27 protein-coding genes and 1 pseudogene are annotated in these 21,266 nt (G+C 48.1%); 1 reads left to right on the top strand and 27 read right to left on the bottom strand.

Translation table 11 applies throughout. The annotated features are described in order from the left end of the window. Nucleotides 1-32 precede the first annotated feature (32 nt). The 7 genes and pseudogenes from DWZ45_RS00745 to DWZ45_RS00715 form a co-directional block, all read right to left on the bottom strand. Nucleotides 33-506 (bottom strand): annotated as a pseudogene (locus tag DWZ45_RS00745) (GNAT family N-acetyltransferase). 155 nt (nucleotides 507-661) lie between these two features. Further along, nucleotides 662-949, bottom strand: coding sequence for a hypothetical protein (locus tag DWZ45_RS00740; protein ID WP_118467124.1), 288 nt, complete (start codon nucleotides 947-949; stop codon nucleotides 662-664). Between the two features lie 27 nt (nucleotides 950-976). Further along, nucleotides 977-1,390 (bottom strand): hypothetical protein, encoded by a 414-nt coding sequence (locus DWZ45_RS00735; RefSeq protein ID WP_117498554.1) that lies wholly within the window; start codon nucleotides 1,388-1,390, stop codon nucleotides 977-979. Between the two features lie 22 nt (nucleotides 1,391-1,412). Continuing rightward, a complete protein-coding gene (locus DWZ45_RS00730; protein ID WP_117498552.1) occupies nucleotides 1,413-1,661 on the bottom strand; it encodes a hypothetical protein in 249 nt (82 codons plus the stop codon). A gap of 144 nt (nucleotides 1,662-1,805) precedes the next feature. After that, nucleotides 1,806-2,072 carry a DUF6103 family protein gene (locus DWZ45_RS00725; RefSeq protein ID WP_118467123.1) on the bottom strand — a complete coding sequence of 89 codons (267 nt, stop codon included), beginning with the start codon at nucleotides 2,070-2,072 and terminating at the stop codon, nucleotides 1,806-1,808. A 65-nt stretch (nucleotides 2,073-2,137) separates the two neighbouring features. Beyond that, nucleotides 2,138-2,416 (bottom strand): chemotaxis protein, encoded by a 279-nt coding sequence (locus DWZ45_RS00720; protein WP_066545520.1) that lies wholly within the window; start codon nucleotides 2,414-2,416, stop codon nucleotides 2,138-2,140. Between the two features lie 114 nt (nucleotides 2,417-2,530). After that, nucleotides 2,531-3,556, bottom strand: coding sequence for an NlpC/P60 family protein (locus DWZ45_RS00715; protein ID WP_118467121.1), 1,026 nt, complete (start codon nucleotides 3,554-3,556; stop codon nucleotides 2,531-2,533). A 116-nt stretch (nucleotides 3,557-3,672) separates the two neighbouring features. Between DWZ45_RS00715 and DWZ45_RS00710 the strand changes: the two genes are divergently transcribed. Next, nucleotides 3,673-4,008, top strand: a complete 336-nt coding sequence (locus DWZ45_RS00710; RefSeq protein ID WP_066545513.1) for a helix-turn-helix transcriptional regulator — start codon at nucleotides 3,673-3,675, stop codon at nucleotides 4,006-4,008. 22 nt (nucleotides 4,009-4,030) lie between these two features. Here the strand turns inward: DWZ45_RS00710 and DWZ45_RS00705 are convergent, their stop codons facing one another. The 20 genes from DWZ45_RS00705 to DWZ45_RS00610 all read right to left on the bottom strand — a co-directional run bounded on the left by DWZ45_RS00705 (nucleotide 4,031) and on the right by DWZ45_RS00610 (nucleotide 21,265). After that, the gene (locus DWZ45_RS00705) at nucleotides 4,031-4,552 is read right to left on the bottom strand and encodes a gamma-glutamylcyclotransferase family protein (RefSeq protein WP_118467119.1); all 522 of its coding nucleotides are present in this window, start codon (nucleotides 4,550-4,552) and stop codon (nucleotides 4,031-4,033) included. Nucleotides 4,553-4,566: 14 nt separating this feature from the next. Further along, the gene (locus DWZ45_RS00700; protein WP_118467117.1) at nucleotides 4,567-5,610 is read right to left on the bottom strand and encodes an amidoligase family protein; all 1,044 of its coding nucleotides are present in this window, start codon (nucleotides 5,608-5,610) and stop codon (nucleotides 4,567-4,569) included. Nucleotides 5,611-5,625: 15 nt separating this feature from the next. After that, a complete protein-coding gene (locus tag DWZ45_RS00695; protein WP_118467753.1) occupies nucleotides 5,626-7,422 on the bottom strand; it encodes a DUF87 domain-containing protein in 1,797 nt (598 codons plus the stop codon). A 131-nt stretch (nucleotides 7,423-7,553) separates the two neighbouring features. After that, complete coding sequence (locus tag DWZ45_RS00690; protein WP_117498540.1) at nucleotides 7,554-8,318, bottom strand: Fic family protein; 765 nt, start codon at nucleotides 8,316-8,318, stop codon at nucleotides 7,554-7,556. Nucleotides 8,319-8,402: 84 nt separating this feature from the next. Next, nucleotides 8,403-9,002: a hypothetical protein gene (locus DWZ45_RS00685; protein ID WP_066545508.1), complete on the bottom strand. Its 600-nt coding sequence runs from the start codon at nucleotides 9,000-9,002 to the stop codon at nucleotides 8,403-8,405. Next, nucleotides 8,999-9,259 carry a hypothetical protein gene (locus DWZ45_RS00680; RefSeq protein ID WP_117498538.1) on the bottom strand — a complete coding sequence of 87 codons (261 nt, stop codon included), beginning with the start codon at nucleotides 9,257-9,259 and terminating at the stop codon, nucleotides 8,999-9,001. Before DWZ45_RS00680 ends, DWZ45_RS00685 begins: the two co-directional genes overlap by 4 nt. Before the next feature lie 66 nt (nucleotides 9,260-9,325). Next, complete coding sequence (locus tag DWZ45_RS00675; RefSeq protein WP_118467115.1) at nucleotides 9,326-9,643, bottom strand: 4-oxalocrotonate tautomerase; 318 nt, start codon at nucleotides 9,641-9,643, stop codon at nucleotides 9,326-9,328. A gap of 110 nt (nucleotides 9,644-9,753) precedes the next feature. Beyond that, entirely contained in the window at nucleotides 9,754-11,370 is a 1,617-nt protein-coding gene (locus DWZ45_RS00670) for a DNA cytosine methyltransferase (RefSeq protein WP_117498534.1), read from the bottom strand. After that, complete coding sequence (locus DWZ45_RS00665) at nucleotides 11,367-11,741, bottom strand: DUF4406 domain-containing protein (RefSeq protein ID WP_066545481.1); 375 nt, start codon at nucleotides 11,739-11,741, stop codon at nucleotides 11,367-11,369. The genes DWZ45_RS00670 and DWZ45_RS00665 overlap by 4 nt, the downstream gene beginning before the upstream one ends. Nucleotides 11,742-11,758: 17 nt before the next feature. Further along, nucleotides 11,759-12,661 (bottom strand): conjugal transfer protein TrbL family protein, encoded by a 903-nt coding sequence (locus DWZ45_RS00660; protein ID WP_117498532.1) that lies wholly within the window; start codon nucleotides 12,659-12,661, stop codon nucleotides 11,759-11,761. Nucleotides 12,662-12,680: 19 nt separating this feature from the next. Continuing rightward, nucleotides 12,681-13,109, bottom strand: coding sequence for a hypothetical protein (locus tag DWZ45_RS00655; RefSeq protein ID WP_066545471.1), 429 nt, complete (start codon nucleotides 13,107-13,109; stop codon nucleotides 12,681-12,683). 13 nt (nucleotides 13,110-13,122) lie between these two features. Then, complete coding sequence (locus tag DWZ45_RS00650) at nucleotides 13,123-13,455, bottom strand: DUF3852 domain-containing protein (RefSeq protein ID WP_118467113.1); 333 nt, start codon at nucleotides 13,453-13,455, stop codon at nucleotides 13,123-13,125. Between the two features lie 71 nt (nucleotides 13,456-13,526). Then, nucleotides 13,527-15,269, bottom strand: a complete 1,743-nt coding sequence (locus tag DWZ45_RS00645) for a hypothetical protein (protein WP_118467751.1) — start codon at nucleotides 15,267-15,269, stop codon at nucleotides 13,527-13,529. A gap of 60 nt (nucleotides 15,270-15,329) precedes the next feature. After that, a complete protein-coding gene (locus DWZ45_RS00640) occupies nucleotides 15,330-15,944 on the bottom strand; it encodes a DUF6550 family protein (RefSeq protein ID WP_117498531.1) in 615 nt (204 codons plus the stop codon). An 83-nt stretch (nucleotides 15,945-16,027) separates the two neighbouring features. Further along, nucleotides 16,028-16,531: a hypothetical protein gene (locus DWZ45_RS00635; protein ID WP_177293888.1), complete on the bottom strand. Its 504-nt coding sequence runs from the start codon at nucleotides 16,529-16,531 to the stop codon at nucleotides 16,028-16,030. Between the two features lie 64 nt (nucleotides 16,532-16,595). Next, complete coding sequence (locus DWZ45_RS00630) at nucleotides 16,596-17,006, bottom strand: DUF4320 family protein (protein WP_117498530.1); 411 nt, start codon at nucleotides 17,004-17,006, stop codon at nucleotides 16,596-16,598. A gap of 15 nt (nucleotides 17,007-17,021) precedes the next feature. Continuing rightward, nucleotides 17,022-17,894 carry a secretion protein F gene (locus DWZ45_RS00625; protein ID WP_117498529.1) on the bottom strand — a complete coding sequence of 291 codons (873 nt, stop codon included), beginning with the start codon at nucleotides 17,892-17,894 and terminating at the stop codon, nucleotides 17,022-17,024. A gap of 2 nt (nucleotides 17,895-17,896) precedes the next feature. Beyond that, nucleotides 17,897-18,826: a hypothetical protein gene (locus tag DWZ45_RS00620; RefSeq protein ID WP_118467111.1), complete on the bottom strand. Its 930-nt coding sequence runs from the start codon at nucleotides 18,824-18,826 to the stop codon at nucleotides 17,897-17,899. Between the two features lies 1 nt (nucleotide 18,827). Beyond that, entirely contained in the window at nucleotides 18,828-20,459 is a 1,632-nt protein-coding gene (locus DWZ45_RS00615; RefSeq protein WP_118467110.1) for an ATPase, T2SS/T4P/T4SS family, read from the bottom strand. Then, nucleotides 20,453-21,265 carry an AAA family ATPase gene (locus DWZ45_RS00610; protein WP_118467108.1) on the bottom strand — a complete coding sequence of 271 codons (813 nt, stop codon included), beginning with the start codon at nucleotides 21,263-21,265 and terminating at the stop codon, nucleotides 20,453-20,455. The genes DWZ45_RS00615 and DWZ45_RS00610 overlap by 7 nt, the downstream gene beginning before the upstream one ends. Nucleotide 21,266: the final 1 nt, after the last annotated feature.

Raw genomic sequence — 21,266 nt, 5'->3', positions numbered from 1 at the left:
TGATTTTCCAACTTAATAAACTGGGATTTCCATTATAGATTTACAACCATAATATATTCCTCACTATTTTCATCAACAACAGTAAATCCTACTTTCTTGTATATCTTCACTGCATAATTACTTTTTTGAACGGATAAGGAAATTTTTGAATACCCAGACAATCTTTCTAACTGTAATAGTTCTTTCAATAATGAAGTTCCAATACCTAATCCTCTATACTTTTGATAGACAGACATAGCAAGTGATGGAGTATCACTATCAATGTGTCCATAGTCATTCATTATTCTTACCCAGATAGCTCCTACAACATTTCCTTAAATTTCTGCAACTAAAGCCTTGTCATGTTTTCTCTTTCCAAACTCAACGATATATTCTTGTAAGTCTGGACAATTTATTACCGTTTTAGGTGGCGGTTCAATTCCCTCTGGAATATAAATCGCTTCATACAAGAAATCATCTAACAAACAATATTCTTCGTTTCTCATTTCTCGTATTATATAATCCATCAGCTCACTCCAAATTTTAGCTTTACTTTTTATATATTATAATCCATCAGCTCATACAACGCAAAGAATAAAAATTATTTTCTATGCAAGAGACTATCAGCTAGATAGCGAAGAGTAACAATAAACTTTGCTATAAAATTTCTGCTGCATCTTTTCTATAACATTCCCAGCTTCTTCAGCAACTCCACACAATCCTTCGCCCCCTGCACATAGAGATATTCACATTCTTTCTGTGCAATCAGATTTGTGGTAACCATATAATCGTCTACGATCTGATACTCTTCTTCTGACAACTGTTTCAACACGCCTCTGGTCCGCTCTGATTTTTCTTTCAATGTTTCATAAAACTGCTTTTCATCACTGCTGCAAGTTTCTCTTCTGACTGAAAGAGCTTTTTCAATCAGTTCCTGAATCACCATGTCATAAATTTCTTTTTTCTCCATGTCTTCTCTGCTCCTTTTTACCAATGCCTACACTTCCCGTTTCTGATAACGGTAGGCATCTTCAAACTTGATTGTTCCGTTAATCCGTTGTACTTCGTTGACACACTTTGCGTGAAGCTTATTTAAGGATTCCTCATCTACATCATGGGTATACGCAATCACCTGCGACAGCTTGGCAAGCTCTACCGCCATCTTAAAATCCATCCGGGCCAGACGATTCTCACTGTCCTGCACCGTCCCGATCAGAACAGAAGACAATGACTGTAAAAAATAATCTTCCGCCTTTCCTGCAAGAAGATACCCTATATAAAACTTAAGGGCCTCTTCCACAAATTCATTCCGGGAACGCACATTGGCTGTCTCTAACAGACCATCTGCCTGGTTTAAGATTTCCTTTTCGACATAAATCCCCGCACGTACTTTCGTATGTTCGCTTCCCATCGTTTCCTCCTAACCCTAGTATTCACAAAATCTCTCCCGTTTCCTCCCAAATCCTGCCACTTTCAAAAATACAGCACCATTCTTTCGGCATTTTCTCGAAAAAGTATTCAAACCAAATTTGCCGAACGGCTTTGCCGGTCGGTGTTTTCCGGGGGTGGGCTGCCAAAAGCAGCATACCCCCTTTAACCTGCACACATTTCGACCCTGCCAAAAGCCTCTGGAATTCAGCATTTTCTCGGCCTATTCCACTGTTTTCAGAACCTTCTTTCACATTTGCCCAACACCGCCTTCATTCCCCACCAGGGTACACGAATGCCACCTGACTGTCTAAAGCCTGACACGGAGGCACACAAGGGCTTACAAAAGGCTATGTGCTTCTTCCATCTGCACCATACAGCATCCTCTTTCTCCGCTCTTATGCCTCTCCTGCCGTCTCTGCCAGATTTTCTACCCGTCTTGCAGACCGTTCTGCCCTCCGGGTTCGATCTCTGGCAGATGAAACCTCTCTCGCCACTTTATCATCAATGTACTCACGGGTGGCCTGCGGAACATATTTCTCATACAGTTTCTGTACCGTATCATTTAACTCTGCCTGCAGATCCGCATCCCGTTTCTCCATATGAAATTTCAAAGCATCCAATTTTTCTGTATTAAAGCTAACCGTCAACGTGGTTGTTCTCATTTGCATCCTCCTCTCTCTGGATCCAGAACAAGCGGCTGCTCTCACAGCCGCTCCCTTGTCTAAAATCAAGTCCTCAAGTAACGCATCACTTCGATAGCATCTGCCAGCCCTGCCTTGTAATACCGCAGCCGTTCCTGATTTGGTACATCCAGCTTTTTCATCATCTGATCATCCAGCCACTCCCTCTCTTCCTCTGAAAGGCTATTCAGGATTCGTTCCACATGCATGATATACTCCTCCTTTTCGGCTTGATCGGTCTGACTTTTTTCCTCTTCCATTTTTCCTTTCAGCTGCATAACCCGCTCTTCAATCACCTGTTCCAACTGATCCATCATCTCATTCATAAGGTACTTCCCTCCTTTCAGCCACACACAATACCCGATCCTGTTCCGAAAGTCGATACCAAATATCCATAAATCTCTCTGGCAGATCCGCACCAACTTTTTTATCTTCATACCTTATTCTGGGATTGCAGCCAGCCTTCCAAATGCATATAGATGGCTGCTCCAGTAAGAAGAATTAAGATTGGCATAACCAATTGGAGAACCACAATGCAGCATTTTTGAGTCCCCAACATAAATCCCTACATGGCTCACTGCCCCAGAAGATGCATAGGTTCCTGTAAAGAAAACCAGATCCCCAGGCTTTGCCTCCTCTCTAGATACTACTGCACACTGGTCAAAAATCCCCTGGGCTGTTGTCCTTGAAAGATGGTACACCCCAGACTGCGTATAGACCCAACAAATGTATCCGCTGCAGTCAAAGCTGGTTGCTGGAGAGCTTCCTCCCCACACATAGGGATAGCCGATATAGCGGGTTGCTTCTGCCATCAGAGCAGAAAAACTTCCATCTCCCATTGCCTGTCCAGGAGGAAGTCCGTTCCATCCCGGCACACTAACCCCATATTTCGCCAGCGTATAAATCCGTTGTGCATTGGTTTTATCTTCCAGGAAAATCTCCCGATTTAATTCTGAAGCCAGATTTTCATAAACTGTATTCAAACTTTGGATTGGAACTGCAACCGTATAAGTTTCCCCCTCTTCATCCTCCCTCTCCTCATATGTCACAAAGCAATCTGCGAATGCCCGGTAGTCCTCCTCGTCCATCCGGGGCTGATCCTCACCAAAAAACAGGGCATAAAAGATTGCTTTTACCTGGTAAGGATCTATCTCCCCGCTTTCTATCATTCCATTGTTCTCACTTAGCACACCGTCCAGTTTTCCGAAGCTGTCCTGCATATTTTCGATATACATCCGGTACTCTGCTGGCACCTTTGAAGATAAATATCCCCCATAAAAGGACAGCTGGACAGCAGAAATATTATGGTCTGCAGTTCCAGAAAGGGTACACAGGAGCATGGTAACAATCAAAAGAAAAGGTGTTAAAAGTGCCGCAACAACAGAAAAAACTACCGTCCGCCCTCCCTCGCTGGACGCTGTAAGCACTGCGGCTTTCGCTGCCAGAATCGCAGCTGGTACTGCCATAGGTTTCCTCCCTTCATTATATCCTATCAAGGTTATTATTCAACCTGTATCCATGATGTTTATATTCGATTGTGTGCGGTAAACTATCTCTATCAAGGATGTCAGGTGGTGATGGTTTGAAAAAACAATTTAATGTAGAAGTTGGCGGTCGTATCCGAAAAGCCCGCGAAGCACTGGGATATTCCCGTGAAGCACTTGCCGAAAAGGCGGATCTCGCCAGTTCTTTTCTCGGCACAATCGAACTCGGCACCGGCAGTTTCACTGCAGAAACCATGAGTAAGCTCTGCAATGCTCTTGGCGTATCTGCTGATTATATTCTCTTTGGAACAGAATCCCAGAACGATCTGTCTGCCATCCATGCCATGCTTTCTGGCTTAAATCCTGAGTATCTGCCACTTGTAGAACAGCTGCTCAGTGCCTATATCCAATCCATCCAGCTCTCACAAAAATAAGTGCTGCTTATGTTGCAGGGCTTTATTTGATTTCCCCATATCCGCTTATTCCAAACAGGCTCTGCTGGCGAAAGTCCTGGCTGTTCTCCTGTTTCTGCACCATCTCAAATGCATGTTCAATGACCTCCTCCAGAACCTGTGTATCAAATCCTGCCGTTTCATAGCCCTCCCAGATCACATTTGCATAGTGATCCGATGGGATTCCAAATGAATGTCCTGGTGTCATCACATACACCATGGCAGATATTGTCTTTCCGTCCATCTCGACTTCTATCATCTGCTTGTCATAAAAATTGGGATATCCTTCATAAAGATCCAGCGATTCCTCATCTCTTTTCTGGATATCCCATATCAGTACCGGCACAGCACTCCCCTCTTTTGGTTCTACGGTTGCCACAGCTCCCCTGCGGCCTCCCCGAAACAACAGCTCATAATCCTTCAGTTCGCCCTTCCCTACTACCTTTGCAGTCGGACACCGAAATGCCATTTGCGTCAAGTTCAGATTGCTTCCATAAGCAACATAAAGTCTTGGTTTTCTATTCACACGGATCCTCCTTGTCACATTCGCATCATAAAAGCCGGGGGTTCTTCTGCCTCCCCGGCCGATTCTGGTTCTCCAGTTGGAGAAATAGGTTCCTGTCTCTGGCTCCGCTCCTCCAGTTCTTTTTCTCTCTTCTGCCGCATCCGTTCCTTTTGAGCTTCCGCCTGAGCCGGATCCCTCCAGGCAATGCACCCTGGGAGATTCGCCAGCAGATGTTGACGGGCTGTAGCGAATTCTTCTCCATTCAGTCCCAGCCGCAGCAGCCAGGTGCGGAAGGTGTATTTCTCATTCGTGGTCTGTGTCTTTCTTCTGCTGGCACAGGACTGGTTAAGAGCCTGAGCACCAATCGCCAGACAAAATTGAATATACGCCTTAATCTTACCTGCATGGAGCGTCCCGTTGAACAGGCGGAATTCTACCGTTCCTTTTTGAAAGACAGAATGAAGGTTCAGACAATGATAACGGCTATCATCATAATGTGCATTCCTCCGGCTCTCTCCGTTGTACCAGATTCGCTCTACAGCTTCCATGCTTCTTGGCTTTCTCCGATTTAACTCATCCAAAAACCTCTGTTCCACTGGCTGGCACCATTGGTGCTGCCGTGCTACAGACACTCCTAGGGCTTTATAAATCAAATCTTCCTTGGATGCCATGATATTGGTGATATTTCGGAGGGTTCTGGCATCAAACGGTTCCGCATTGATATGCACATGGATCCCGCAGCTTCCGTTCGTCAGGGCACCGTATTCTTTCAGCTTTCGGATGATCTCCTGAATCGTGACAATATCCTCATAACAACAGATGGGACTTACCATCTCCGTCTGGTATTCTCTTCCCGCACTTATCTTTCTTCCATTCAATTTCTGCTGTGCAGTTATGCTGCTGTCGCTCATAAACTTCCACTGACGCCCTTCTGTGTCAATGGCTGCATAAGTGTCATAATAGGTTCCCAGATATTTCACTCTGGTTCCAAAATACCCTGCTGTTACTTCTGCCGCTTTCGCACGGGTGATGCCGGTCATCTCAATCTCAATGCCAAATTTCTGCTTCTTTAACTCCATTCACAGTCTCCCCTTTTAGCGTCCTCCCGCCTTTCCGAACAGCTTCGCCTTATGCTCCGGTGCATGGACCATCAGGTTGTACCGCTCATTTCCACATTTATACAGGCATACTCCCCGCTGCGGATAGCGGATCAGGTTGTATTCGCTTTCTTCCAGCTGCAGGGTATCCGTATAAAATTTGGCATCAATGCTTCCAGCATTGAACAGGAACTGATGGGTCGGAATGGAAAACAGTGGCTTTGTATATTCTTTCACTCCATCCAGATTAAAATCTTCCAGGTTCTGGCTGGCTATGATAACTGCCGAATCTTTCTTTCGCACACGCTTCATAAAGTTCCGGACATACTCCACAGCAGTTAAGTTGGAGAGGAACAGATAGAACTCATCCAGACTTGCTGCCGTATTGCCCTGCGTCAACAGCTCATCGCTCATAAAAGAAAGCACATTAAAGAGCAGGGCATCTTTTAAATTCCTGCTGGCCTGCAAAAGACCTTTTACTCCAAAGGTAATAAAACTGTCATCGGTGATATTGGTATGCCCATTAAAGAACTTACTCTCTGCTCCTACGCACATAGAGTTTAAACCGAGCAGGATACTCTGGAGCATCTCTGCGGTATAAAGAGGATAGTTCTTCGCATCAAATGCCCGGTATTCCTCTTCTATGAAGGCATACAGGTCAGACAGAATCGGGTAATCCCCCGAATCCAGGCGGTCAAAATCACTCTGATCCGTCAGTCCCCACCTTGCATACAGTTTCTGCAGCATGATCTCGATCACGTCGATCTCCCGGTCCGTAAAGTCTTTATAGCTTCGGAAAAAATCTTTTAAGAAGCTGATGTGCTGGGACAGTCTGGATCGGATGCGAAAAGTCTGAGGAGCATCCAGATCCTCCGGGCTTCCTGCATCGTCCCAGGTCTTTGGCTCCAGCGGGTTGATGATATAATCCCCGCTCATCAGATCAATAAAACATCCGCCCAGGTTGTTGGTCAGATCCTCATACTCCATCTCCGGATCCAACGCACAGATATGCATCCCGGATTCCCGCAGATTGGTTAACAGAAGCTTTAATAAATAGCTCTTCCCCTGACCGCTGTTTCCTAAAATCAGGATATTGGCATTGGTCTTGTCATCTGCCCTGCGGTTAAAATCTACCAGAACATTACTTCCAAACTTATCCCTTCCAATGTAGAACCCTTGGGGATCCGTCTTTCCCGAATAATTAAACGGATACAAATTTGCCACGCTGCTGGCCGGAAGCACCCGTTCAAACTGGTCACGAAACCGGTTATAGCCGCTTGGCATGACACACTGGAATCCCTGCTGTTGTCTAAGCATCAAACGGTCCACATTTAACTTGGATCGGATCAATTCCGTCAGTACCTCGGTCTGAAGGAGCTTTAACTGGTCTAAATCATGGGCACACAGTTCCAGATATACTGCTGTATGCAAAAGCGGTTCCCGGTTGCGGTGCATCTGAGCCACAATGGTCGTCACGTCCTGCAGGTTGCTTTCTGCCAGTACCGTCTGCTGTAAGTCATTGGTATTGCTCCGATCCATCCGATTCTTATTGGCTGCATTGCTGATGATCTTCCGTTCCTCCACCGGAGTGACATGGCGGGTATAAATGCGAAGTGTTACCCCATCCTTCTCTCCCAGATGGGACAGGATCGCCTGCTCCTCTGTGGCAGTCGGATATTCCCTTAATGCCCACACACAGCGATAGGTATTGCCGCAGATAAAGTGGTCTGTTTCAAACTTGATCACAGCTGGGGCAATCATATCCAGAAATTCCTGGATCTGCACATCTCCCATTGGTTCTGTCTGCTTCTTCTGAAATCCTGTTTTTTCAGTTCTTTTCAATGGCTCCCTCCTGTTTTTGAACAAAAAAACGCCGGATACATTTCTGCATCCGACGCAATCCTTTTATTATCTGTTATTCTTTTTCACATGACTGGAAACTGCCCCATATCCGGCTTTGGCTCCGCCATCTTCAGATATCGGTCGAGCTGCTGTTCCACCAGCTGGGCGATCATATCTGCAAACGGTGCAAGATTTCCCTCTACTGCATAGCACTCCAATGTATTAAAATATTCCAGACGGTTTTCTTTTGCAATGGACACCGCTGGAAACCCATTTGTCAGAAACTGATAGTTCATGATCAGCCGGGAAGTCCTTCCATTGCCGTCAGGGAACGGATGGATCCGTACAAACTCTGCATGGGTCCACGCTGCCAGTTCGATCGGGTTTGGTTCCTTCCCTTTCCAGGACAGATCTGCATAAAACTCCTTTACCTGACGATACATTTCCATGGGAGACGGCGGCGTATGCTGTGCTCCTGAAATATACACATCCACATTCCGGTAAATACCACCGGTAAAAATATGATCTATTAACATAGCATAGATGTCCTTTACGATCTTCTCATCTAATGGCATCCTCTGTTCCACGCACTGTTTCACATACCGGTATGCATTCCGGTGATTAACCGCCTCATATAGTTCCCGAAGAGGCTTTCCCCCAATGGAGATCCCATCCTCCAACAGGACTTTTGTTTCCATTAGTGTTAGGCTATTTCCCTCAATTGCAGTTGAGTTATGGGTATACTCAATCTCAAATGCCTGCTCATAGGTCTGCAGGGTATACTCTGGAATGGAAGACCGTTTTTCCTGATATCGATCCCGTTTCTGTATTAACATTTCGTAGTTCAACTGCCTCGCTCCTTCCTTATGTCATAGCAAGTATACCATAAAATATAGCCTTCGTACCCAGCCATCTCTCCTGCTTCCCAAAATTTAAATCTCCGGAATGATCCACCGTTCCCCGTCAAAATCCTCAAACTTTTCTGTAGTTACGTTCTGCTCATAGTAAACTGCCAGGATCCGTTTGATATCCTCTTTGCCTGCCCGCTTGACAGAAAAGCTCTGTTCCTTCAGGGATTTCTCAATTCTGGAAAGGTATGGAAAGATATCCGACTCTTTTTCATCTTTCAGGCGAATCATGATCAGGAATTCACGGGCAGTCGCCATCTGTACCTGGATCCGGTCCAGATGAGTCTGGTCCTTCTCTAAAAGCTTCCGCACCACCGGATTTTCTTCCTCCTTCATCCGGGTACGCAGGAACCGTTTATTATCTTCAAAGCTCTCTCTGCTGTTTAAACACAGCATTTCAATCTCTGCCACACCTTTGAGTACCGTCATCAGGGCATAGATCCTGGCACCGATACTGGTTTCTGAAAGCACTGAGATATTGGTTGGCTTCACAATAAAATACACCAGTTCCCCGTGCTCATAAGTAACCAGGCTGTAGTCGGTTACCTCTTTTGCACCTATAAACTGGCGTGTAGAAAGTCGCCTGTCGGCCTCTTTTTTTGCTCTCTTTTTCTCTCTGTTCATTCCTGCCTCCATTCAAAAAACTGCTGTCGGATAAAGAAATATTCACAGGCATAACGGATAAAATCCAGAATACTGGTATCGCCAAGGCGGATCGTCAGAAACCCATACACTCCGGTCAGAACAATGGGCGGGAAACACCCAGCCTGCGTGACTGCTAAAATCGAAACCAGTCCACACACACCAAGGATCCCGATATCCCGAAGCTGCCACAGCCACAGGGTCGCTTTTGATTTCAAATGGTCCGGATAAATATACAATCGCTCACCTCCAAAATAATTACCGCCGGCATCATTTTCATCTGTCGGCGGTAGTCGTTTTCTTTTTTACACTTCTGTTTCCTCATACTCCTCGTTCTCTGCCGTCTGGATTGCTTCTTCAATCAGTCCGATCACAAAATCTTTCTGGCTCTGCCCAGTCTTCTTTAAATGAACCTTCACCGTCTGGAATAACTCCTCGGATACCTGAAATGCCAGTGTCCTCATTCCGCTTTCCATCTCTCTTTCTCCCTTCTCAAAGTGGTCTTTTAGAAGCCGTTCCATATACTCGTTCAGCTTGATTCCCCATTCTTCCTGTTCTTCCCGCACTTTCTTATGCAGAGATTCTGGAATCATGGCACATAAATTCTTCTTACGCTCTTCCATTACGATCTCCTTTCCTCATTTTTACAAGCAAAGTATATCCACAAAGAGATGAGATAGCCAGGGCGATACCCAACAAAGATTGCCTTAAAACTGTAGCAGAACCACTAATGTTAGGGATTATCCTCCTTCATCTGCCGTAAAAAATAAGCGATGCCACGGAGAATAAAATCCACACATGGAATCGCTACACTGTTTCCTAACGCTTTATATCTGGCACTGTCAGATGCTCCGGGGATATCCGTCCAATAATCCGGGAATCCCTGAAGCCGTTCACATTCCAAAGGGGTCAGCCGCCGGATCAGCTTCCGCTTCTCCACAATGCATTTGTCTTCACTGACATACTGGTTGTTGATCCCCTTATGATCCGTATACCCAATGGTCCCTACTGTATCCTGATAGGGTTCACACACCAGATCCGTGGCATCCTTATGCTGTCTGGCACTCTGGGTTGCTGTTACCTTGTTTTCTAAGAATTCATCGCTTCTCTGCCGGCTGAACACCGCATGGCGGTCTGCACTAGTCAGGGTATAAGAAATGTCTGCCTGACATCCCAGACCATTTCCGCCGTTCTGCACCTCCCTGTCAATGATGTTGCCGGCAATACAGTAACTCTCTGGTATTTCCGAGACCAAAGGAACATTATTGCCGCCAGTCCCATACCGTGCAGACATGGTTGGTGCCACCTCATGCGGTCCCGTATATCTGGCATCAATTCCATGATTCTCAAACAGGATCGGCTGATTATTCCCGCTGGTTCCTGCCGCCTCTGTAAGAGTCGGACACAGATCCACACCAATCCCCGCATTTCCCTGCTGGCTGCCCATCACCAGAGGAGGATGACCGCTCATCCCCGCCCGCAGTGTGGCAGTCACATTGATAGAAACATCCATCCGCTCGCCGCCTTGGTCATTGAGACACAAACACACCTCTTTCTTTTCTGCCGTTTCCATGGAAAGTATATAAAAATTCACCTGTCTTTCCTTTTCTGCTCCACACCAGCCTGAATCTGGAGGGCTGTTTCCAACTGCGGCGGCAGTTCCTTTCCTCTGGCCTTGGCTCTCCGCAAGATCCCCAAGCAGGCGTTCCTGCTCAAATAATATTTTGGGTGCGGTGAGTCCTCCAAAATCTGCGACAAGGAAGATCCTACGGCGACGCTGGGCGACTCCCCAGTATTGAGCATCCAGGACTCTCCAAGCCAGGCTGAACCTATCTCCCAGAATGGCAGCCCCAGCAGGTTCCCAGCTCCCGGTGTCAGGTCGAGGCACATGACAGGTACATTCCTTAATGCGGACGATCTCCTCGATGACCGCCCGGAAGTCTTCCCCGTTTGCGGAACTGAATGCTCCGGGGACATTTTCCCAAACGAGGTATCGAGGTCGAACAAGGTCATCTGATATCCCTCGTCTTTCATTCTCTGCTCTCATCTCCTTTACAATACGCACCTGATCCATAAAGAGTCCGGAACGTTCTCCCGCCAGCCCTTTCCGAAGTCCTGCTACTGACAGATCCTGACAGGGACTGCCTCCACAGATCACATCCACAGGCAGCAACTTTGCACCATCCAGTTTTGTGATATCCCCTACATGGATCATTTCGGGAAACCGGAGCTGCGTTACTCTCATGGGAAACGATTCGATCTCACTGGCCCATACTGGCACGATCCCGCAGTGGACTGCCGCCAGGGGGAATCCTCCAATCCCGTCAAACAGGCTGCCCAGTGTCATCATCCGCCCATCTCCATTCCCTTCTGTACCGGTGCTTCACACAGCCCCCATCCAATCTCCTGCTCACTGACCCGCCTAAGCGGAATCCGAAACCGTCTTGCCGCACGGATCTCCTGCTCCATCCCCGAGGACAGTTCATTTCCACACACCCAAATCTCATCACACACTTTTAGGATTCGAAGTCCCATACCTGTTCCAAGATTTCTCTCTTCCGGTACTTTATCATCCAACATCTGCGGATATAACAGATGGGAGGCAATGGGCGTAACCCCCTGCTTCATGGCATAACGACAGGCTGCCTTTGCAAATGCTACATTCCGCTCTACATCTCCAGAATAGGGAGATGCAATATATACCAGTTTGTTGTGTTCCATTCTTCACCGTCCTCTCTCTATTTGGAAACCACCTGCACAACGGTTCTTGTCAGATTGACGGCTCCCTGTGCTGCATAGACCGCTCCCATGACATTGGCCTTTGTTCCTGTTTCCAGCCCAAACTGGCCTGCAATCCGTGGAATCTCTCCCGCTGACAGCATAAGCCCCAAGCCAAGCAGGGCCTGATCCTTAACAACCATCAACCCCGCAATCAAAACCGTTGCCTGCAAAAATGCGGTCAGACACAGACCAATTACCTGTTTGCACCAACCAACAAACCCATCAATATATCCCCTCGGCACACTGAATAAATAAAGACTGCCCACCGCAATCTGGATCAAAAGGATGCCTCCTCTCTTCAGGTTGGCAAAAAACACCTTGATCACTGCATATCCCATCATAATCAGGAGAAAGATCATGAAAATAGGACTGGTGATACTTCCCAGTCCTCCAAAAATTCCCGATGTGGCCGCATCCTGCCAGGTAGCCGTATCCTTTAAGGATTGGATGATCTCGGATGCTACTGTCCCGATATCTTTTCCAAGCCCCGTAATCCCTGCAGTAAAACTTCCCTGGAGGGAAACACTGAGCTTATAAAGCTCTACTGGGACAACGCTAAACAGACTTACTGCCAGAAAACCTTTGATCACATTTAAGGCAGTGTCCCTGATACTGCCGCGTCCGTTCTGATACTCAATTCCGCACTCAAAAGCTGCCACCACAATCCCAGTTACATAAAGTGCCCATGCCAGATAAGAAAAGAACAGAACAATGGACTGCACCCAGCTCATCTCAAACAGATCAGCTCCCATACTTCCCATCTGCATGAAAAAGTCTCCCAAAAAACCTACAATCTGTCCATACAGCCAGTCAATGATCTGTCCTAACACCGTATCAGCGACAAAATCCCAGATAAACAATCTCTCATCACCTCTTTTCTTATTCCATCCTCTGTCCCATCTGCATGGTTTCCACCGGCTCCTTAAATACCTCTAAATAAGTGTTTACTGCCTCCGACATCTTTTTATAATCCGCTTCCCCTGGCTGGTACACATACCATTTCGTTTCTCTGCCATAAGACCAGATATGCGGATTTACTCCATCACGGAAGTTGGGATTCGATGTCTTTTTGATTCCCAGCACATCCTGAAAGGTCAAAACCATGCTGTCAATGATACCCTCATTCCGGTTTAACAAGGTTACCTTTAACCGGTCATAATGATCTGCAATCCCACCGGTCTGAAAGTTGACTTTTACCCGGATATTGTCTGTCAGCCTGCCATAACACGCATTTCCTACATATCGTTGCTCCGTAAAGGCTGGCTCCTTTCCAACCATCTTTTTCAGTTCCTGTTCCAAAAATGTCATATGGTCCCCTCTCTTAAATCCCAAGAATCTGCCAGATATAAAGCGGTGCAGTCAGCGTAAACACCAGACAGGCAAACAGGATAGCCGGAGCTGCCCACTCAAACTGTCCATGCTTACGGTAATCAAAATACGCCGTTCCCAATTTTCCAAAAAAGAAAACGGCTAATACCAAGTCAATGACCGGAAACACCACATGATCCACCACTGCCTTGATCTGCTTCGATGCCGTATCCCAGGTTCCCTCAATGGCACCCGCCACATCGCCCGATGCATAAACCGGTACGCAGCACAAGACCGCCAGTACGACTACCATGCACATAACTGCTGAAATTTTCTTTGTTCTCATCTGCTTCTTCCTCTTTCTGTCATTAGGTGATTTTTCTAACTTCTCTATCTGTTGATATGACATATTTCCTCCTATTCTGGTTTCTGTGGTGCGATATGCCAGTCACTCCACAAGTTCCCGTCAATGGTAATGGAATCAGTCAGATTCATGGAGAGCATCCCAGCCGGTGTCCAGCAGTCAAGCAGCCAGGTATACGGTGTGTAGCTTCCATCCGGATACCAGATTGGGGTGAAGTGGGTTCTCCGGCGATAAGTGCTGTAGCCGTTCTCCTTAAATTCATGGGTCATATCATAACCGCCGTTCATCCGCTCCAGAAGTCTCCAGAATTTCTCATATTGAAACTCAGGAAAATAGGTCACGGCATTCTGAGCCGGTGTGACTGCAAAACTCTGATTGGTGCTGACATGGGTTATTACTTTTTCCTGGAATCCATAACCGGATTTCATCGTCCTTTCCGTAGCGGTAGGGGACTTCTCATCGGTTGTAATTCTCATATCTGCAGCCAGACTTGCAGAGTATCGGTCCAGGTCAAACTCCCACCAGCCATGGTCACACCAATACCCGTCATCCTCCTCATCTCCGCTGTGCCATACCCAATGTTCCTGCCACCATGGTCTCCACACACCCCAGACGGCAGAGGTAACTTCTGCCTTTGACGGTACGGATGGTCTTGTAAAGCCATCATTCCGGTCATCTGCGTTGGGATCCGGCGGAGGATTTTCATCCAGATCTACGATCTTGATATTCAGCGTTCCCTTTTCCGTTCTTCCCCCTCCATGAACTCGTACTGTCATCATCATGGTCTGAGGTTCCTTCGGGGTGGTCCAGCGAATCCAGGCCAGCTGACTGTCACCGGATGGATAATACACATGGTCCACGCGGTAGCCTTTCCCTCCCACAGAAAATGTGACAGACACCGGATCATCTGGATCACTCTGGCCTCCGCTCACCTCTACCGCTGTGATGACTTCTGTGTTGGTCCGGTACTCATAATCATAGGTACTGATTTCCGGTTCCTCTGGCGGGGCTTCGTGAAACCGTACCACACCAAGACCCAGGGAACTTTTGATCTCACTGTTGGAACGGACTCCAGATGTAGGTCCGCCCCATGCCGGATATCCCAGATCTGGTGTTTCCAAAAACATGGAAAGCGGGAGGTTCTGAAACGCCACAGTCGGAAGTACCGCCCGCATCCCCCCGCTTAACATCTCATCATACAAAGCTGCCTCCGTAGCCGTCGCTGCGATCAGGGTTCCCTGAAATTTTAAGAAACTGATCGGTTCCAGTAAAAGCCGGTACTCTCCTCCTACCAGCGTATCAAAGTCCATTCCTGTCAGCCCTGCAATACTGCGGACCACCTGCTCATCTGTAAAATAACTTTTGATCTCCTCAATGTTGGCCTGTCCCAGACTTTTGGAGCTGATGATCCTCGGAAGGGACTGGACCGGATTCACATATTCGTAAGGGTTGGTATCAACCGTTAATGCACTCCCCTTGGTATAAGACATCTTGCTGACCTTTCCAAAGGAATAGACAATCTTCGGCTGCTTGTTTGTCAGGTCAATGGGCCTTGTTACTGGCTCATGCCCTTCTGCCCGGATCACGGTCACACGGACTCCCTCATTTCCCGGAGACCAGGAGTTTTGACTGGTTCCCTGCCCCATGTTTCCTCCGCCTCCGTCAATATTTCCATCTCCGACTGCATAAACAGGTACAGAAAACAGGAACGACAGTGAGAGTAAAACCGCAAGAAACACACCTCTCTTCTGCTTCAAATATCCTCCTTTCCAACCACAGGAAGCAGACGTTTCCATCTTCCCTGGTTTTAAGCAAACAAAAAGCACCGCATGGCTGCGATGCCTCCTCATTGGGTATTAATCCATGATGCCGATCTTATTTCCATTCTCATACATATCCTCCGCCACGGTGCCGGATCCGCCTCCCCCATGGTTCTCAACCCATCCAAATCCAGGAACATAGATCTGGTTTCCGGATGTATCGCCAGCCTGCGGCTGTCCAGGATCCGGTTCTGGTTCTGCTGGCTTCTCTACTGACTCATGATCCACTGGCACGGGCGGTTCTTCCAGCTTTGTACCATCCGGCTTCTTCGTTGGATCCGTCAGCATTTCTTCCCTGGGCGGCTCTGGTTTTGTCGGTTCCGGCTGGATACTCTGCTGTGTCTGGTCCGTCTGTGCCGGCCGGCTGTCTGCCGCCTGTCCGGTAGTCTCGTTTGTTTCTTCTGTCCCAGGCTGAATCACCAGATCCGTTTTCCCACCGGATTCTTCCACGCTTTCTTTTGGAGCCTTTTGGGTTTCCAAACCCGTCCCTGGATCAACGATCACTTCGGTCACGGTCTGTGTTGTCTCTGGCAGAACATCTTCACTGGGCGGCTGTCCAAACTGCATCCCGATCGCTGCGAGCAGACCAATCCCAAGGATCATACTGCCAGTAATCACCAGATATTTTTTCGTCTTTTCTGTCAGTTTCATCTTCTTATGCCTCCTTTACCACTGTATCCTATTTCCTGTTACGCCAAACATACCCTACCTTTCTTAGAATGTCCAGGCATTTCTTAAAACACCTCCGTATAACCTGCCTGCACTTTTAATGTGATCCACATGGATGGAAGAAGCCTGCCTCCAAAGCGGACTGGCACTTCTAACCGCACAACTGCATCTGCCTCAAACCTCTGGGCATTTGCCGGATCAGAGGGAGCCAGAGGTGCATTCCGAAGCGTCACCTGCAGGCTATCAATAGCAAATTCCATTGCAGTCCCGCCATCGGCATACTTTACATGACGGCCGCCGGATATCCGGGTTCCCAGTGTATCATCCAGAACCGCATAAATATCGCCTTCGCTTAGTTCCTCCTCCCAGTTTCCTTCTCCAAATGGCACATAGCTTCCGGAATATCCCTCCCTGGCTCCATGGTACACCCCTGCATAATTGTCATTGACTGTGGAAATCATGGCATCCTCCACCGCTTCCCTCACACCTGCCGCGATCACCTGCAGGCGGAAATATTCACTGATCCCACACAGAAGAAGAATCAGTGCCAGCACAATCCCTATGGTCATTGGAAACGATGACGCCCGTTTCTCCCTGAAAATCTTCCGAATTTGTCTGCCCACCTTAACCACCTCACTTCCAGTATACTTCCGACTTTCCGGAAGCCTTTGCCCGAAGCGTAATGGGAAAGGATGCAAACTCCCCAAACAGGCCGATATTGGTATCCAGTGTCAGGGTAACAGTAACCTCTTCATTTAACTGGATCCTTCCATTTTCTGACCATGAAACGTTCGGATAAATCCCTGTTTTTTCTGACAGCACGGCAGCACGGCGGCTTGTCTCCGCTCCAACACGCCCGCTTACTTCTGCCTCTCTCACTAATTCTGTGGCAAAAGTATCCAGCTGCTGTTTTTGAATAAACACTGGAAGCACCCGCATAGAAAGTGCCAGCACCATAACCGCACTAAGAACCAGGATAATCACATCCACATACCCCTCACCCCGTTTTTCTGACAGGATACTCCTTAAATGCTGTTTCTTCATTTCGACCTCCCCCCTTTAAAACATTCCTCCAAGGCTCTCTAACGCCACATAACAGATAATCGCCAGGTAAGTCAGCAAAAAGCACACCAGCATGACAAAAGAAAACACCCGGATCTTAGGCGGGATCTTCTGGGCCTGTGCCTTTAACCGCTGCAGTTCGATCTGCTTGAAATCATGAGCCAGCATCTGAAAATATACCGAACTGTCATCTCCCCGCAGTACACCAATGAGCCCCCTTACCACATCTGACAGCATAGGAGAATTGAGTCTTGCCTCAAACCGGGTAAGGGCTGCCTCATAGTTGGAGGACCGCATATCGGCTAACAGAATATCCAGCTCCCCAGTCAGAGCCGGTCCTGCATTTCCCTTAAAACGCTCCAGCATCCCGATCACATTGCGGCTAGCCTTTAACTCCTGTTCAATGGTTGCTACCATCCTTGGCAGTTCCCCTTCAATCTCCTCCCGTTTTGCCTTTAACTTCTCATCTGCTTTCTGCCCTTCCTTAAAATAAAGGAGCAAGGCTAACACCACGACCACGGGAACCAGAAGCGGCATCAGGATGGCACAGGGAATGACCGCCAAAAGAACCGTTCCTGCTTTTACCAGTGCATATGCCTGATATACCTCCGGGGTCAGATTCATGCCGCTGGCCTTAAGGACATTTCCCATCCGGCTCTTTTTATATTCATCCATTCGGATATAGTGAGACAGCCTGACTGCCAGAATCATAAAACAGGTTTCCAATGTCTTTGCACCTTTCCGCTCCTGTTTGGCCGTCCCAAGCATGGCCTTTGCCGCACCGATGGTCGGCAGGTGCAGGAGGGAAGCCGCCAGAAAGAAAAGTCCCAAAGCTAGAAACAATCCAAATAAAAACAGTAATCCTTCCATGCCTACCTCCTGTATTCAATGGGGCGGGTGAGTTTTACCACAAACCCTGCAGATATAAAAATAGCAGCCGCTGTCACGGCCAGAATACACTGCCCCAGTGCGGTGTGCATCAGCACATCATACCAGTCCTGATTTAGCAGATACATAAGCGGGATATTTCCAATGACAAACACCACCATGAGCATAAATTCCTTTCTGGGTTCCGCGATCATGTATTCCAGCTCTGCATTCACATTCCGCATATCGGACAGCTTTGCCACAATGGGTGTCAGCGTGGTCTTTAAGCTCCGGTCATGCTGGCAGTCGCTGACTGCGTCACACCATTCCCGAAACACTTCATTGTCAATCCTTTCTCTCATGATCCGCAGGGCTTCCTGCACATCCGGATTTACCAGCTTGATCTGGATGAGAAAGTCCTGAAACACCCTGGATACCGGAGGATTTAAATAAGCCGTATTTTCCTCCACCGCTGTCACAATATCTTCTGTCCGCAGGTATGCTGTGGTAATCACGGATAACGCAGTTTCCAGTTCTGCCGACACATCTCTCTTATAGTGGTTTGCCGTCAGCTTCACATACCAAAACGGCAGAAACAAAAACCCTACTGCCATTACCGGAGCCAGGAAAAAATTCCCAAGCAGGATCGCAATCGATCCTCCCATGCAAAACAGTGCCAGGGCAGCCGCACACGCCATGGAAAACCGGCTTCCTCTTCCGGTCATCTGAAGCACTGCCTGTGCCTCCTTCATCTCCCTTCGCAGAATTCCTTCTTTTTTTCTTCCAGATGATTCCTTAAGTTCTTCCCGAAGGCTCCGTCTGGGATTTAAGAAAAACCCAAACAGGCTGTCCGTAAATTCCACCGGCCGGATGCCAAGCATCAAAAATACTCCTGCGATCATGCCTGCACAGGCTAACAACTGAATGGCTGTCATCTTACTTCTCCTTTCCTTCCTCTGTAACGGCCAAAAGCCGGGACAGCTTCTCCTGGGGCATCCCATTCTCCATCAGCCTCCTTGCCAGACTCTCCGAGATTGGATTGACCTGCCGGTGCTGCCCTATGATCACAAATTTCCCGTCCTCTATCCGATTCTCCGTAATCTGGTACTGGAACAAGGGGCGAAACTTTCTGGTACCATCCGGCAAAATCTCACACTCCATGATCTCCATCAGGCGGCGTTCCTTATTTTCCAGCTGCTTGCAGAAAGCCACAATCGGGTATGCCTCCGTTACGAACCCCATCAGGGTGTCGTCGCTCATATCCACTGCCCGCTTGCACAGGGATACCATACGGCGGTACGTTGCATCACCGCTCATGGAATGGATGGTTGTCACAACCGCCACGCCGGTTCTGGCTGCTTCCTGTGCTGCATTCGCCTCCGGTCCCCGCATCTCACCCACTACAATAATATCCGGATTAAACCGCATGGCCATGTCAAGGAGTGCAATCTGATCCACTCGCTGCCGTTCATTCTCGCTGTCACGGGTCAGGGTATGGATGACGGAATTGACGACCTTTCCCTCTTTTCTCCGTACCAGGGCCAGCTCTCTGGAACCGTTCTCAATGCTGTAGATCCGCTTGCTGTCAGGAATTGTAGTCAAAAGCCAGCCAAGGAGTGTGGTTTTTCCGGAGCTGGTTGCTCCTGCCACACACACGGAAATGCCATACCGGATGCACTCCGATAAAAAGTCCAGCATCTGCCCGGTTGCCGTTCCACCTTTCACAAAGTCCTGTTTCTTCATACTCTGGGGATTGACAATTCGGATGGAAGCCGCCACCCCTACATCTTCATCCACAATCGGGGTCTTTAATACTGCAATCCGGATATTTTTGCTTAAATGTCCCAGCACACTGGGGCTGGCATCATCTAACACCATACCGGATACATGCAGCATCCGCCGCACCACATTGATGGCGTGTTCCGGACTGTCAAAGTGTTCTGTAAGCTTCTTTGTCACACCTCCCGAAAACTGTACCTCCACATCATCCCAAGCATTCACATCGATTTCCTCTATGCCTTCCCCGTAAATGTACTTTGTAAGAAAACCAAACTCTGCCATCTCAGAATAAATAGCATCGATCAGCTCATCGGTGGTCTTTCCTGTCACCTGGATCCGGTGATCCTGGATGTACTTCCCAGCAAACCGGCGGATCTGAGCCTTAACTTCCTCATTTCCATCCGCAGTTACCAGACTGCTGTACTCTTTGGAAAGATAGGCCTGTACCTCCCGCAGCACCGAAGTAAAATCCCGGCTTGTATCCTCCGCTGCAAAGAACAGATCATGGGTGCGTAAGGACCGCCCTCCCGTCTTTTGAACATGGGAGGGTTCCGATTCTTCTTCCTCTGGTTCTTCTGTTTTTTCTACTGCCCCATCCTCCCCTCCAAAGAAGTCTCTTTGACGATTTTCTTCTGTCTCATTTCCATCCTCCATAATCTCCTCAAAGTCGGGATCCTCTTCTTTCCAGATCTCTGCTGGCAGGTGTCCGGAATTCTCATGGGGCTGTTCCTGAACACGCTCTGCAAAACCCGCTGAAAATGCGGCTTTGCTTCGTCTTTCCCCTAACATCCGAACACCTCCTTTGAAATGGCTTCTATGGATTTTCGGAATCCTCTGCTGTCTTTTAAGCCCAGTTCTTTTAGCAGATCCCCTTCCAGAACCTGTGCCTTTACCTCCTCCGAATGGGGGATCTGGAATGCCACGCTGCCTAACACCCGTTCAATATGCTCGCTAGCCTCATTGGGATAGACATTGCTGGCTACCTTATACTGCTTTTCCGCATCCCATTTGTTTTCCCGAAGGAGCGGAAGCTGGCTGGAGAGATAACTGATGGACTTCAGGTCACAGTTGACCAGACGCAGGACTGCATCCGCCTCCATCAGGGCAATCGCAGAAAGGATGTCATTGGCGATATAACTGCCGCAGTCAATGATGATATACGGAGCAATGTTTCTCAAACACTGTAACAGTTCCTCCGCCTGTGTCCGCTCATAAGGCGGGTAGGTATACTCATTTTCCCCTTTTCTCATGCCAAGGATCGTCAAATGGGAATACCGCTTATGGGTAATGCAGTGATGGCGTACCAGGGATTCCCCCACATGGGCTGCCGCCAGAATGCTTCCCAGGGAATGTTCTTCTTCCAGATCTCCGGGCGGGCAGATACATGGAAGCATAGGTGTATTCATATCACACAAAAGAAGAGCCACATCCCGCTTCTGCATGGCAAGCCTTACCGCCAGTTTTACCGCCACTGTGGTCTTTCCGGAACCGGGGCTTCCCCAGACTGCCAGCATCTGGTTTTCATTCTCCGGCTCCCAGTCCGAAGAGTTGTCACGGTTTCCCCGGCTGAAAATACTGTTTTTCAGAAAATTCAAG

Origin of the sequence: Clostridium sp. AF32-7AC, assembly GCF_003477925.1 — a bacterium.
Taxonomy (GTDB): Bacteria; Bacillota; Clostridia; order Lachnospirales; family Lachnospiraceae; genus Otoolea; species Otoolea fessa.
This window is presented reverse-complemented; position numbering and strand designations above follow the sequence as displayed.

Bases quoted from the DNA above. Each gene is read 5' to 3' on its own strand.
- DWZ45_RS00635 (WP_177293888.1), bottom strand. From the start codon at position 16,531: ATGACCATAGGGATTGTGCTGGCACTGATTCTTCTTCTGTGTGGGATC.
- DWZ45_RS00675 (WP_118467115.1), bottom strand. From the start codon at position 9,643: ATGGAAGAGCGTAAGAAGAATTTATGTGCCATGATTCCAGAATCTCTG.
- DWZ45_RS00625 (WP_117498529.1), bottom strand. From the start codon at position 17,894: ATGGAAGGATTACTGTTTTTATTTGGATTGTTTCTAGCTTTGGGACTT.
- DWZ45_RS00615 (WP_118467110.1), bottom strand. From the start codon at position 20,459: ATGTTAGGGGAAAGACGAAGCAAAGCCGCATTTTCAGCGGGTTTTGCA.
- DWZ45_RS00740 (WP_118467124.1), bottom strand. From the start codon at position 949: ATGGAGAAAAAAGAAATTTATGACATGGTGATTCAGGAACTGATTGAA.
- DWZ45_RS00640 (WP_117498531.1), bottom strand. From the start codon at position 15,944: ATGAAACTGACAGAAAAGACGAAAAAATATCTGGTGATTACTGGCAGT.
- DWZ45_RS00735 (WP_117498554.1), bottom strand. From the start codon at position 1,390: ATGGGAAGCGAACATACGAAAGTACGTGCGGGGATTTATGTCGAAAAG.
- DWZ45_RS00700 (WP_118467117.1), bottom strand. From the start codon at position 5,610: ATGGAGTTAAAGAAGCAGAAATTTGGCATTGAGATTGAGATGACCGGC.
- DWZ45_RS00715 (WP_118467121.1), bottom strand. From the start codon at position 3,556: ATGGCAGTACCAGCTGCGATTCTGGCAGCGAAAGCCGCAGTGCTTACA.
- DWZ45_RS00695 (WP_118467753.1), bottom strand. From the start codon at position 7,422: ATGGGAGATGTGCAGATCCAGGAATTTCTGGATATGATTGCCCCAGCT.
- DWZ45_RS00665 (WP_066545481.1), bottom strand. From the start codon at position 11,741: ATGGAACACAACAAACTGGTATATATTGCATCTCCCTATTCTGGAGAT.
- DWZ45_RS00685 (WP_066545508.1), bottom strand. From the start codon at position 9,002: ATGAACAGAGAGAAAAAGAGAGCAAAAAAAGAGGCCGACAGGCGACTT.
- DWZ45_RS00725 (WP_118467123.1), bottom strand. From the start codon at position 2,072: ATGAGAACAACCACGTTGACGGTTAGCTTTAATACAGAAAAATTGGAT.
- DWZ45_RS00670 (WP_117498534.1), bottom strand. From the start codon at position 11,370: ATGATGACACTGGGCAGCCTGTTTGACGGGATTGGAGGATTCCCCCTG.
- DWZ45_RS00655 (WP_066545471.1), bottom strand. From the start codon at position 13,109: ATGACATTTTTGGAACAGGAACTGAAAAAGATGGTTGGAAAGGAGCCA.
- DWZ45_RS00720 (WP_066545520.1), bottom strand. From the start codon at position 2,416: ATGAATGAGATGATGGATCAGTTGGAACAGGTGATTGAAGAGCGGGTT.
- DWZ45_RS00645 (WP_118467751.1), bottom strand. From the start codon at position 15,269: ATGGAAACGTCTGCTTCCTGTGGTTGGAAAGGAGGATATTTGAAGCAG.
- DWZ45_RS00620 (WP_118467111.1), bottom strand. From the start codon at position 18,826: ATGACAGCCATTCAGTTGTTAGCCTGTGCAGGCATGATCGCAGGAGTA.
- DWZ45_RS00650 (WP_118467113.1), bottom strand. From the start codon at position 13,455: ATGAGAACAAAGAAAATTTCAGCAGTTATGTGCATGGTAGTCGTACTG.
- DWZ45_RS00630 (WP_117498530.1), bottom strand. From the start codon at position 17,006: ATGAAGAAACAGCATTTAAGGAGTATCCTGTCAGAAAAACGGGGTGAG.